Annotated in this window: 10 protein-coding genes and 2 pseudogenes; 1 reads left to right on the forward strand and 11 read right to left on the reverse strand. The window is 37.6% G+C overall.

Going from position 1 to position 13,719, the window contains the following annotated elements; genetic code table 11:
* Positions 1-118: 118 nt before the first annotated feature.
* The 10 genes and pseudogenes from ACFXN8_RS05530 to ccpN all read right to left on the reverse strand — a co-directional run.
* Positions 119-347: pseudogene (locus tag ACFXN8_RS05530) on the reverse strand (zinc ribbon domain-containing protein); the annotation flags it as partial.
* A 1-nt stretch (position 348) separates the two neighbouring features.
* Positions 349-414 (reverse strand): annotated as a pseudogene (locus tag ACFXN8_RS05535) (IS607 family transposase); the annotation flags it as partial.
* 687 nt (positions 415-1,101) lie between these two features.
* Entirely contained in the window at positions 1,102-2,223 is a 1,122-nt protein-coding gene (locus tag ACFXN8_RS05540) for a Nif3-like dinuclear metal center hexameric protein (protein ID WP_386843469.1), read from the reverse strand.
* A 1-nt stretch (position 2,224) separates the two neighbouring features.
* Complete coding sequence (locus tag ACFXN8_RS05545) at positions 2,225-2,917, reverse strand: tRNA (adenine(22)-N(1))-methyltransferase (RefSeq protein WP_376077708.1); 693 nt, start codon at positions 2,915-2,917, stop codon at positions 2,225-2,227.
* Positions 2,918-3,099: 182 nt separating this feature from the next.
* Positions 3,100-3,450 (reverse strand): c-type cytochrome, encoded by a 351-nt coding sequence (locus tag ACFXN8_RS05550; protein ID WP_376077710.1) that lies wholly within the window; start codon positions 3,448-3,450, stop codon positions 3,100-3,102.
* A 1,025-nt stretch (positions 3,451-4,475) separates the two neighbouring features.
* A complete protein-coding gene (locus ACFXN8_RS05555) occupies positions 4,476-5,039 on the reverse strand; it encodes a hypothetical protein (protein ID WP_376077717.1) in 564 nt (187 codons plus the stop codon).
* Positions 5,040-5,290: 251 nt separating this feature from the next.
* A complete protein-coding gene (gene rpoD / locus ACFXN8_RS05560; protein WP_370042139.1) occupies positions 5,291-6,418 on the reverse strand; it encodes an RNA polymerase sigma factor RpoD in 1,128 nt (375 codons plus the stop codon).
* A 32-nt stretch (positions 6,419-6,450) separates the two neighbouring features.
* A complete protein-coding gene (dnaG, locus tag ACFXN8_RS05565; RefSeq protein ID WP_386843473.1) occupies positions 6,451-8,283 on the reverse strand; it encodes a DNA primase in 1,833 nt (610 codons plus the stop codon).
* 207 nt (positions 8,284-8,490) lie between these two features.
* The gene (locus ACFXN8_RS05570) at positions 8,491-9,303 is read right to left on the reverse strand and encodes a pyruvate, water dikinase regulatory protein (protein ID WP_376077723.1); all 813 of its coding nucleotides are present in this window, start codon (positions 9,301-9,303) and stop codon (positions 8,491-8,493) included.
* A 19-nt stretch (positions 9,304-9,322) separates the two neighbouring features.
* A complete protein-coding gene (gene ccpN, locus ACFXN8_RS05575) occupies positions 9,323-9,955 on the reverse strand; it encodes a transcriptional regulator CcpN (RefSeq protein ID WP_323647243.1) in 633 nt (210 codons plus the stop codon).
* Positions 9,956-10,411: 456 nt separating this feature from the next.
* On the opposite strand from ccpN, the gene ACFXN8_RS05580 reads away from it, so the two are divergent.
* Positions 10,412-11,797, forward strand: coding sequence for a glycine--tRNA ligase (locus ACFXN8_RS05580; protein WP_386843475.1), 1,386 nt, complete (start codon positions 10,412-10,414; stop codon positions 11,795-11,797).
* Between the two features lie 93 nt (positions 11,798-11,890).
* On the opposite strand, the gene ACFXN8_RS05585 is transcribed toward ACFXN8_RS05580, so the two are convergent.
* Positions 11,891-13,636: an HD-GYP domain-containing protein gene (locus ACFXN8_RS05585; RefSeq protein ID WP_386843477.1), complete on the reverse strand. Its 1,746-nt coding sequence runs from the start codon at positions 13,634-13,636 to the stop codon at positions 11,891-11,893.
* Between the last annotated feature and the right edge of the window lie 83 nt (positions 13,637-13,719).

Below are 13,719 nucleotides of genomic sequence, written 5' to 3' on the forward strand. Positions count from 1 at the left end.
CACCATCTATAGAGGTGGGAGACTTCTGTACCTGCCGCTGCACTTTCGGTACAAAAGACATTTGTAGCTGACGCTTCGCTTTCGCTACCAAAACATTTGCTGAAAGAAGTTAAATTCCTTAGATTGAATAATTTGCTAAGTTAATGATTGCGTTCAAATCTCTATCCAGCTTTAAACCGCAAGAGCATCTATATAATCTGTCTCTCAGTCTCAAATCTGATTTGATTTGTCCACAACTAGAACAAGCTTTTGATGATGGAAATCCTCTGTCAATGTTCCATCACAATACGAGATGGCTTGATTTTCACAATCTCATTAGAACACTGATGTAAATGATTTGTTCGAACCGCCCTTTGCTTCCATTCTTCTTAGAGTTACCGCATTTACACGTTTAGCAAATTTCCCAATGGACATTCATTCCATGCGTACCACCTCTCTTTCACTATGATAAAATCACATTACCCTATTTAGAGAGGTTGTTAACATTTTTATATTTGTATATATTTTTCTTGTTCACACGAAGGCGCAACCCTTCATGCAGTCTTTCTCTCACGAGTAGACCTCTTATGCTTTCACATAAGCGCAGACTATATCTTCATCTTATCTTCTAATAAGAGCCACATTTTTCTTCCGCCATTCGCTTGCGGTTTTACTCTCCCTCAAGGAGATAGTCGTTGAACGTCTTCCTTGTCTCACTAGAGATTTAGGAGTTCGCTGCTAAACATCCATTGTCAAAGCACTTAGCGCCACCGTTTTCCGTTGTCACGATGATCCTTTACGGACACTGAGTGATTTTTTTCAGCTTATGTTATCCTTGTTGTTTTTTCTGCTTTCGCACCGTTACGCCTGCCGTTTCCAGCTCCGCTTTGGTCACAAGGCTTTAGGAGTTAAAAGCAATTAACGTGGAGTTCGCACCAATCGCTTGATACGAAGGGTATTCTGTTATAAATCTATGCTTCTATACAGATTTGTATAGTTTTATTTAAATTTGTCGTAACAGTTTAGTTACCCAAACACAGCAATTAGTAAACCAATCATAATCCATAACTTGCCGGCTTTATTGCCGGCAGGTCTTTCATTCGCCACAGATATTCCCCTCTCTTACACGAATAAAAACGGTTCTGTATGAATAGTAGATTGTACAAATTCAACAGAATATTTTTTATCCTCACACATTCTTGCCATCTTTTTAGCTACTCCGGCAATCATCACCTTCTCCACATGATGACCTGGATCTACGATTTGCAGACCGATTGCTTGAGCGTCCTGGGCAGTATGGAAATACATATCTCCTGTTAAAAATACATCTGCTCCAGCACGTTTCGCAGAATAGATATATTTATTGCCGTCGCCACCGACAAGCGCAACTTTTTTCACCTTCGACTTTAAATCGCCAACAACTCGTACAGCAGGTACGTCTAGCTGCTTTTTGACAAATTGCGTGAAATCCTGAAGAGTCATTTCTTGTGGTAAATAACCAACTCGTCCTAAGCCCATGACATTTGTTTGCTGGTCTAGACGAATAAGATCATAGGCAGGTTCTTCATATGGATGTGCGTTTAACATTGCCTTTAGCACACGATTTTTTACGGATTCCGGAAATACTACTTCTATCTTTACTTCTTCTTCAACATGTAATTCACCAATAGAACCTACATGTGGATTTGCACCTTCTAATGCACGGAAACGCCCTTCTCCCATTGTAGTATAGCTACACGCTTCATAATCTCCAATGCGACCCGCTCCCGCCTTTGCTAATGCCTCACGTAAATCAGTGGCATTTATAGTCGGTATAAAAACTGCCAGCTTCAACATATTTTCCGCATAAGTTTCTTCTAAAATAACACGGTTTTCAAGCTGTAGAGCATCTGCTAGTAAATCGTTGACACCACCTTCAGCCACATCTAAATTCGTATGTGCTGCATAAACAGCAACATCATTTTTAATAAGCTTTTCATATAAACGCCCGGCTGGATTGTCAGTACGAATATTCGAAAGTCGTCTGAAAATCGGTGGATGATGTGCAATTATTAGTTCGCATCCTTGAGCAATAGCCTCGTCTGCTACTGCTTCATTCACATCCAATGTGACTAATACTTTACTTACAGGTTTATTTAATGTGCCAATCGCAAGACCAATTGGGTCATTTTCCATACAGGCTAGCTTTTTAGGCGACCATGATTCGAACAATTGGATAATTTCCTGACCGTTTACTGTTTTCATCTCACAGAACCCCTTCCACTAAATTGAGTAGAGCCACTAACTCTGCACGTTTTTCTTCAATTTCAGGTGTTTGATCTGCCCCTTCAATAGACTGTAGTACACGCTGCCAATTTTCTTTTTCACGCGACCATTTTTTTATAAATGCTGGTGATTTTCGTTGCATTAATTTCGGACCAAATAAAATTTCCGATTCCGTTAACGACATTGAACTTCTTTGCAAGACAAGAATTTCATAAATTTTTTCGTCTTCCTCTAAAATCGCTTCATCCTGTATTGCCCAATTATGTGCTAATGCCCATTCGCGAATCACTTTAGCATGAATATTTGGTTGCAAAATAAGCCTTGTTACCCCATTTAATTTTTCAGGATGCTTTTCTAAAATGGAGACAATCAGAGGCCCGCCCATTCCAGCAATAGCAATGGTATCAACATGGTCCGCTTCTTCCACTGCCGCTAAACCACTCGCAAGTCGTACTGTAATTTTTTCTGTTAAGCCTTCCTTTTGCACTTGTCCAACTGCTGATTCAAATGGCCCTTTCACAACTTCCCCTGCTACTGCATAAGAAGCAATACCTTTATGAATTAAGTAGCATGGTAAATATGCATGGTCGCTGCCAATATCAGCTACAACCGCGCCTGAGGGAACAAAGTTTGCTACTGTTTCTAATCGTTTTGATAATTTTTGTGCATTCATTTTTTTACCGCCTGTCTTCAATAGTGTCCATTCTTAGTATGTATGATGTCGAGAAAAAAAACAAATGGAGTTGCCCCAAATTTTGAGCAACCCCATTTTTCATTTAATGAAATGAAGATAAAATAAATTGTAGCTGTACTAATTACGATTAAACGCTTTTTAGTACAGCTACTTTTTTTTAACTATTTTAGAGTTGAAATGTACTTAGCGATTTCTTTTGCTTCCGCTTCAGTTTTCATTCCAGGTGTCATTGGTGTGCCTTCGATACCGTTAGTTAAAACGTCTACGATACGAGCCTCATCTAAACCATGTAAGTTTGGACCTACAGAACCCGTTAAGTCAGCAGCGTGACAGCCAATACAAGATTGTACTAAAGCTGAGCCGTCATCAGTAGCTTCAGTCTTTTCGCCACCGCCTTCTTTTTCAGCAGCAATTTCTTTTTTGTTATCTGCACCTGTTAAAGACATGAAGAAAATAAGACCAATACCAAATGCAAGAATTAAGATGTAAGGAACGACTGGATTGTTTTTCATATGTTTCCCCTCCTCATTGTAAATCTACTTCTATTATAATATAGAATCAGTCAACATCTAATATTGTACTTCATTAACCATGAAACGAAAAGACCATTCGCTAAGTTTTCCTTTGTTTGTAACAAATTCGACATTTCTGTATCTATTGGATAAAATATGTCTTGAAAACGCCAATATTTGGACTATCTATTATCTTTTAGCATTTTGAACTTAGCTTCCTTACATGTTGTTATCTTTCCTCTCTTTACGCATCATATACCAAGAAAATCAAAATAACTTATTGATATTTGCTAATAGAATAAGCCATAGCAATAAGTCCTATTATCAGGCTCATCACCATAACGTATGGTTGATTTCCGTTCCGGCTGGGCGCTTTGTTGTTGCTGTCGCTACACTTTCGCACAGATAAAACATTTGTTGCTGTCGCTACGCTCTCACACAGATAAAACAATTGTTGCTGTCGCTACGCTCTCGCACAGATAAAACATTGTTGCTGACGCTTCACTTTCGCACAGAGCAAAGCTTCCTGGGGGCGTCGGGCCAACACGAGGTTGGTCACGAAGGTGTTATCACAGGACGTGATGGTTTTAGCCTTCTTTCCCCTACCCGCTTCACTCGCACTGCTCGCTGCAGGGTCTCGGGCCAACAGATGTTTTTTGCGCGAAAGCGAAGCGGCAGCGGCACCGATGTTGGTCACAAAGGCGTTATCACAGGATGTGATGGTTTTAGCCTTCGTTCCTCTATTGCTGATCCCCGAGGAGTCGCCCAGCCTTCACTCCAATCAGCTTATATATATTGCATACATTAAAATAAAAGTCATCCACAACTTTCGGTAATGAACCATTAATATTCTATATTTTCCAATATCAGCAACACAATACTCAGATTATGTTTTTAGTCGTCAGCAATTTACATGGGATAAATTTCGAGATCACATTTTGATAAAAAAAAAGAATCTGTAAGCTATATAAAAGCAAACAGATTCTTGTCATTTGTCAGCGAAACTAATTTTACAAAATGAGTTCTTATAATAAGTTTATGATATAATAGCTAATCAGTGCTAGTAACCCTAGGACACCTGAGACCGTGAAATAAAGTAGCTTCATTTTTAAACCTGACCAAAGCCAAACCCCACAGTTCGCTGCAATCAAGCAAAACAATGCAATATTATTTCCGTTAAAATATGTAGTGTAAATTCGAATAGACATACTAAACAATAAAACAGCGGCCAACAAATGGAAAACAGGCGCTAATAAATCATTTTTTCGTGCCATTCGAAATGCTGTCAGAAATAATACTAAAGCAGCTATTCCAACGACAACCGTTAAAATGATCATGAAGGATGCTATTGTAAAATAAATAAATAGCAGCGCAATCATCGCAATACATATACCTGCAATTATAAGTAGTAGCCTTTTCTTTTCTGAAGGCAATATAGCTTGTTTATGATGTACTGGTTCTAACTCCTCTACATCTTCCCCCTCTGCATAAAGAGCCGCTAAAAAGTCACAGTAATGCTCTGGTAATAGCTTATTTTGCTTCCAAAACAAAATCTCATTCAAGATTATTTTTTTTCGAGGATTTGTCATAGTTTTTGCTCCAAACATTTGCTTTATATGGTTGTTATTCCAATTTTATCTCAAAACATTGCAGAACACATCTATATAAAGTAGCAAAAATATTAAGTTTATCAGATTCTAGTACATGATATAAACATTTTCGAAACAATATTTTCTTTTGATAGACTTCGCTTATACGAGTATTCTCCTGATTCAATAGTAACGCAAAAAGGGCTATCTAATTAGTCCTCACTAATTAGATAGCCCTAACCTGTGTAGCTTTATTCTAAGAAGTCTTTTAAACGTTTGCTACGAGAAGGGTGGCGTAGCTTTCTAAGCGCCTTCGCCTCAATTTGGCGAATACGTTCACGTGTTACACCAAATACTTTCCCTACCTCTTCTAATGTACGTGTACGGCCATCATCTAGACCGAAACGTAAGCGAAGGACATTCTCTTCACGGTCAGTTAATGTATCTAACACGTCCTCTAATTGCTCTTTTAACAATTCATAAGCTGCATGGTCAGATGGAGATTGAGCTTCAGAATCCTCAATAAAGTCTCCTAAATGTGAATCATCTTCTTCTCCAATTGGTGTTTCAAGAGATACTGGTTCTTGTGCAATTTTTAAAATTTCACGTACTTTTTCAGGTGTTAAATCCATTTCTTCTCCAATTTCTTCAGGAGATGGCTCGCGACCTAAGTCTTGTAGTAATTGGCGTTGTACACGAATTAATTTATTAATCGTTTCTACCATATGCACTGGAATACGAATTGTACGTGCTTGGTCTGCAATTGCACGTGTAATCGCTTGGCGAATCCACCATGTTGCATAAGTGGAGAATTTAAAGCCTTTACGGTAGTCAAATTTCTCAACAGCCTTGATAAGCCCCATATTCCCCTCTTGAATTAAATCAAGGAATAGCATTCCACGGCCAACATATCGCTTTGCAATCGATACAACTAGACGTAAGTTCGCTTCTGCTAGGCGTTTACGCGCTTCTTCGTCACCTTGCTCAATACGTTCCGCTAATGCGATTTCTTGCTCGGCAGAAAGTAAATCAACTCGACCAATTTCTTTTAAATACATACGTACAGGGTCATTTATTTTAACACCCGGTGGTACACTCAAATCATTTAAATCAAAAGTCTCTTCGCTTGCTTCTTCTTTCATTAAGCTTTCTTCTTCAAACTCTTCTTTTCCAATGATTTGAATGTCTTTAGCCTTTTCAAGATCCTCAGCAAAGTGGAAAATCTCTTCGTTCTCCAATTCAAAAGGCGCTAGTTTCTCTGAAATTTCTTTCATTGAAATTTCACCTTCTGATTTTGCTTTTTCTTGTAGTATTTTTTTTGCTTCATCTAATGTAATTTCTACTTCTACCTCTTTTGAACGTTCTGACTTGTCCGCCATAAACCTTCCTCCTTCTAAACAACCGAATCGGATTAAATCGCCGATAACGATTTTCTTAAATGAATAATCTGTTGGGCGATTTCAAGTGCACGCGCATACTCATGCATCTTCTCCGCTTCCTTTGACTCATGCATCTTTTGTTGAATTTCTTGCTCAATTCTATATTTTTGCAGCTGACGTATTGAGTCTGTGACCTCTGCCTCTGCTTGGTCGGGATCCCGTTCCGTTAAAGCCGCTTCCATTACGATCTTGCGTAATTCAGAGTCATCTAATATCTCAACAAAACGCTGATAATCAGGATGACCATATTCCTCATAAAATCCTACTAAGCGAACAAAAACTGCCAAATAGGCATCTCGTACAAACGGATCTTTTTGCTCACTACGTAATACCCTGTCCACTACATCTATATTATGAAGCATATGAGCCAGTAATAAACGTTCGGCACGTTCAGCTGCGTCCATAGGCTTATGTTGCTGAGTGACCGGCATCGAAGGCGTCTGAACAGGCATTTCTACGTTTGTAGAACGTACCTGATTTGCCTCTAGCTTTCGGAATTGAGCATAAATCGCTTCTTCCGAGATATTTGTCTCATTCGATAGCTGTCTTATATACAAATCTCGTTCAACTGGTGACGATCTACCTACCAGTTGTTCAAGAACTTCTTGAATATATTGAAGCGTATCATTTTCAAACTGAAAGTTCTTATTTCGTCTAGCATGCATCATCATAAAAGCAATATACGCATGAGGGTTTTCCAAAATTTGTTCTTTAAATGCTTGTCCACCTAAACTACGAATGTATTCATCGGGATCTAGCTTATCTGGTAACACCGCAATATTGACTTTCATACGTTCTGTTTGAAGTAACTGTGCTGCTCTTTTGGCCGCATCAAAACCTGCATTATCACCGTCATAGCAAACCGTAACCTGCTCTACTAAGCGTTTTAGCTTTGTGATATGCTGATTCGTAAGCGAAGTGCCCATTGTTGCTACAGCATTCGTTACACCAACAGAAGTTGCTGCTAAAACATCCATAAACCCTTCCATCAATACTACTTGACGATTTTTTCTAATGGAGGTTCGTGCTTTATCTAGGTTATATAGCACTTCACTCTTTTGAAAAATCGGTGATTCTGGACTATTTAAATATTTTGCCTCTTCACCAGTCGACGCAAGGATTCGTCCAGAGAATGCTATAATCTTACCGTTCTCATCACGGATGGGAAACATAATCCGCCCTCTAAAACGATCAAAATAGCGTTCTTCCCCTTCACGCTTGATCACTAAACCACTTTCCGCGATTTCTTGTAAGTTATAACCTTTTCTTTCAAGCAATATCGTTAATGCATCAAAGCTTGGAAGAGACCATCCAATGCTATTAGATTCTATAAGTTCCCTTGTAAATCCTCTTTCTAGCAAATAATTTAAAGGTTCTTCACCATCTTCTGTATTTAACAGTAAATGTTGAAAAAAATCTGCTGCAAAAGCGTGTGCTTCTTTCATCCTTTCTTCTGCTTTAGATACCTTTTTCGTTACATCTGGTAAACTTGGCCCAACATCTAAATGTATGCCAACACGTTCACCAAGTTTCACAACAGCGTCAGGAAAAGAAATACCTTCTATATCCATGACAAAAGTAATAGCATTACCACCCGCACCACAACCAAAGCAATGGAAAATTTGTTTGTCTGATGACACAGAAAAAGATGGCGTTTGTTCTCCATGAAAAGGACAGAGGCCAAACCAATTGCGCCCACGCTTTGTAAGCTGCATGTATTCGCTTATGACATCAATAATATTCGATTGTGTGCGAATCTGTTCAATCACTTCTTCAGGAATCTTCCCTGCCAAATTCATCACCATCTTTAAATTACGTTCTAAAACACAATTCGCTATCCAATTTAAAAATCCTTTATTTCTCGACAAAAAAATAGGATTTTTCTCTTAATAAATATTTTTACCACAATTTTATTATTATAAAACAAAAATTAGTTTTTATCTATACTATTTTCATACCCGACTCAAAAAAACCGCCTCTTATAACCGAGGTGGTTTATCATCATTCGTTTCTTATTTACAGTTTAAGATATGCTCAATAATGACATTTGCTGTTTCCTCAACAGCTTTGTTTGTCACATCAATAACCTTACAACCAATTTTAGCGACAATTTTTTCAAAATGCTGGATTTCTTCTAATATTCGATTATGCTGCGCATAGATAGCATCATCATTCAATCCTAGAGACATCAATCTCTCTTTTCTAATTGAGTTTAATTTATCAGGAGAAATAATTAAACCAAAACATTTTTTCGGATCAATTTTTAAAAGTTCTTCAGGTGGCTCTACTTCTGGTACTAAAGGTACGTTCGCCACCTTATAGCGTTTATGTGCTAAATATTGTGATAGCGGTGTTTTAGAGGTACGGGAAACACCGACTAGCACAATATCAGCCTGTAATAGACCTCGTGGATCTCTACCATCATCATATTTTACTGCAAATTCAATAGCCTCTATTTTTTTAAAATAATCATCATCTAGTTGATGAACAATTCCTGGTGCCTCTAACGGGAATTCTTCCACAAAGGTTGCCATTGTTTTTAAAGCAGGCCCTAAAATATCAACAGCATATATCTTTTCTTGCTCACACAGTTCCTGTAAGATCGATCGCATTTCCTGGCGAACAAGCGTATACACAATAAATGCCTTTTGCTTCGCTGCAAGGCTTACAATTTTCCGAATGAGCTCCTCTGATTGTATATGAGGAAAACGACGAATTACCGTGTTTTCCAAACCAGGCCGAAACTGGCTAATAACTGCTTTCGCTACTTGGTCACCAGTTTCACCGACTGAATCAGATACAACAAAAACCCGTAGTCTTTTCATGCTGCTCTCCTTCAACTATTTAGTCATTCTGTGCAAGTGATAAGAAAGCTCGTGTTATCGTCGTTTTTGTAAGACGACCAACGATTGTCAATCCACCTTCTTGTGGCTCAACTACTGGTAGCGAATCCACTTCTCGTTCAATCAGTTTATTCGCTGCGACAACTAAAGAATCTGATCTCTCGCAGTACGAAATATTTGGCATACGTGTCATAATGATATGTACAGGAATTTTGTTTAAATCCTGCGTGCCAATACTTGTACGTAATAAATCCTTACGAGAAAGTACCCCTGTCAAAAATTCATTCTTATCTACGACAAAGAGTGTTCCAACATCCTCTGAAAACATGAAGCAAATCGCATCATAAACAGTCATTGTTTCTGGTACAACAACAGGTCCTGAATGAAAATCTTTCACCTTTAAATTGTTAATACTATCCGTCAATGTAACGGATGTTTTTTTACCTGAATAGAAATAGCCAACACGAGGTCTAGCATCTAAAAAGCCAGCCATTGTGAGTATTGCTAAATCTGGTCTTAAAGTTGCTCTTGTCAGATTGAGACGTTCTGCAATATGTTCGCCTGTGATTGGGCCGTTTTCTTTCACAATTTGTAAAATGTCTTCCTGACGTTTATTGAGTTCGATTGGACTCACCGCCTCAAATCTAATAGTGTTATACTTATGCTCGATTATTATATACTATTTTAATAATTATTGCGAAGAAAAGAACTACATGCTACAATATTGACAAATACGCTTGCTCTAGATGTATTTTCGAGTAATTTGCGTTATATAGGCGATGACGGGAAAAAAGTATCTGTTCCATTTTAAAGCGAGTAGAAGATAGTGAAAGTCTACATAGCAACAGAGAAAAGGCACTCCTTGAGCTAACTTTTAGAAAAGAGGTTTTAAACAATTCGTTTAAAACAATCAGGGTGGAACCGCGGGTTTTAGCACTCGTCCCTGGGCATTTATTGTGCCCGGAGACGGGTGCTATTTTTAATTTAGTTCTACCTAAATTAAAAATATCTAGCGAATTTATCAATTGTATAAATACGCTAAAACAACATCAAAGTTCACTCTTTGAAAACTATAAAGGAGGCTATTTTTATGGCTAACAAATCAATGGAAACAATTGTATCATTAGCGAAGCATCGCGGCTTTGTCTTCCCGGGTTCTGAAATCTACGGAGGCTTAGCAAACACTTGGGATTACGGTCCACTAGGTGTTGAATTAAAAAACAATGTAAAAAAAGCATGGTGGCAAAAATTTGTCCAAGAATCAGAGCACAATGTTGGGATAGATGCTGCAATTTTAATGAACCCAAAAGCTTGGGTTGCTTCTGGTCACGTTGGTAACTTTAATGATCCAATGATCGATTGTAAGGGATGTAAAGCGCGCCATCGTGCTGATAAAATCATCGAAGATGCTGCGCTAGCTAAAGGTGACGAAATCATTGTCGATGGTATGACATTTGATCAAATGAAAGAAACGATGGTTAAGTATGACGTAGTGTGCCCGGATTGCGGTAAAGCTGATTTTACAGATATTCGTCAATTTAATTTAATGTTTAAAACATTCCAAGGTGTAACAGAATCTTCTACTAACGAAATTTATTTACGCCCAGAAACAGCACAAGGTATTTTCGTGAATTTTAAAAATGTACAACGTTCTATGCGTAAACGTACACCATTCGGTATTGCACAAATCGGTAAATCATTCCGTAACGAAATTACCCCAGGTAACTTCACTTTCCGTACACGTGAATTTGAACAAATGGAACTTGAATTTTTCTGTAAGCCAGGAGAGGACCTTGAATGGCACGCATATTGGAAAGAGTTTTGTAAAAATTGGTTATTAAATTTAGGCATGAACGAAGAATCTATGCGCCTTCGCGATCATGAAGAAGACGAATTGTCTCACTACTCTAACGCTACAACTGATATCGAATTTAAATTCCCATTCGGTTGGGGCGAGCTTTGGGGCGTAGCAGATCGTACAGATTACGATTTAAAACAGCATATGGAGCATTCTGGTGAAGATTTCACTTACATCGATCCAGTATCAAACGAACGTTATGTTCCATATTGTATCGAGCCTTCTTTAGGTGCAGACCGTGTAACATTAGCATTCCTTTGCGATGCTTATGACGAGGAAGAGCTTGAAGGCGATGATAAGCGTACAGTTTTACGCTTCCACCCTGCTCTAGCGCCATTTAAAGCTGCGGTCCTACCACTTTCTAAAAAGCTTTCGGATGAGGCTACTACTGTTTGGGCAGAGCTTCGCAAAGCATTCCCAGTTGACTTTGACGAGTCACAATCAATCGGTAAACGTTACCGTCGTCAAGATGAAATTGGTACACCATTCTGTATCACTTACGACTTTGACTCAAAAGAGGATGGTCAAGTTACAGTACGTCACCGCGATTCGATGTCTCAAGTTCGTATGCCAATTACAGATGTTAAAGCATACATTGAAAAACATCTTCAATTCTAAATTCATAAGTATATAAAGAGGGAGTCGCATTAAGCGACTCCCTTTAAACTATAGACAAACGATACTCCTGATAGCTGTATCGTGATTCTTTTGTTAGGTCTTTAATGATGAAAACAAGCGCTCTTGCATCTTCTCCTCAAATGAAAACCTTTTCATACTCATACCTACTAAGCTTATTAGTATTTCCTCGATATCTACAAGTGTATAATAAAGGAATGTTCCTTCTCGCATTGGGCGAACCCTCTTATCAATTGTTAGTTTATCCTCAATAAAGTAAGCTACATTTACGTTACAATGTTCCATCAATTGTGAAATGCGTTGGTCATCATCCGGATTAATAAAAAACGGCACAATTTTATCAATATACAAAATACTTTGCACAAGTTTTATGAAGAAATTTTCACGAAGTGAAGTTTCTACAACTAATACAGTTGTTTTCTCATGCTGATAGTCCATATACAATATATTTATTTGCTCTTCTAATAACTTTTGTAGAATATTAATAGAATTTCTATACTTTGTCATATCCGTTTGGATTTCTCTTGTTAATAAACGTAGAATTCGAAAGGCAGGTAAAAATATTTTTAAAACAATTTCTTTAGGATGTAAATGATCTATTAATTTTTTAAAGTAGACCCTTAAGCTATTTTCGTCACAACGAATTAATTGTTCTATAAATAAGTTAAAAATTTCTTCAAAGCTGTTAGTACGATAATCTATCATTTTCGAAATTTTCACACTATAATTTAAAGGTAAAATCATAGACTTTTGCTCATCTAATAACTTAACTTTAGGTAATGTTGGGAATAAATCATAGACAAGCTCTACTTGCGCACTACGATTATCAGATAATTGAACGACTGAGTTGACAGGATAAATCCCTAAGCACTCTACAAAATTATGCATAAATTTCTCGTTGTATAAATGTCGATCACGATATAAAACAGCTAATGCATCTGTTGCAGCATATCCCGAATGATATACACGTTTTGATGTCATAGCTGAATAAACATCAATAATCTGCAGTATTTGAACTCCCTCACACATATCATCTTCACAAAGCTGATTCGGATAACCTTGACCAGCAAAGCGCTCATGATGATCACGTGCTAAATAGGAGATATCCTCTTCCCCATTTTCGATGAGTAGCTCATAACCTTTAGTTGTATGAGTTTTGACAATATCAAATTCATCTTCCGATAATTTTCGTTTTAAATTTAATATTTCTTGCGGAATAAATACCTTCCCAATATCGTGGAACAAATAGCCTCTTGCTAGCGTTTCGATATCCATTAAACCTAAATAACGGGCAAAAATTGTCCCTAAAACAAAAACATCAAATGAATGGACAAAAGAATACTCATCCCATTCTTTTAACCGCATGAGTAATTCATAGCGATGTTTTTTTTCTAAAACTTTTTCAAAAATACCTCGTACATAAGCAGTATCTTGTATGCTTTTTAAAATTTGACCATAGCGCAATTCATGCACAACATTCTCTAATGTAGTCATAAAAAGGTGGCTTACTTTTTCTTTATACTCATCTGTCTCATCCCTTTTATCCATTAGCGGTGCAAATAAATCCTCGTAATCCTTTGAACGCTGAACACTTAAATCATGAACAATTCGGACTGAATCAGTTGGTAAATAAACCGATAATTCGTCAACTTTTCTAAGTTTAAGTAAAGCAATAATTCTTTCCGTTAAAACTAGATCTTTTTTAGCTAATAAACGATACTCCGAAAAAATATCTTCAGCTAAAATATCATTTGCTTCAACTTCATCAATACTTAATGTCACTTTTCTTAGCATATTTTCTGCCACATACGTAATGCTCAAGCATTATGTGACTCCCTCCTTCTTCAGTAAGACTGCGTTGTTCGTTGTTCGTTGTTCGTTGTTCGTCAATTATGCCTCGACTT

Origin of the sequence: Lysinibacillus sp. NPDC059133 (assembly GCF_042755925.1) — a bacterium.
GTDB lineage: Bacteria > Bacillota > Bacilli > Bacillales_A > Planococcaceae > Lysinibacillus.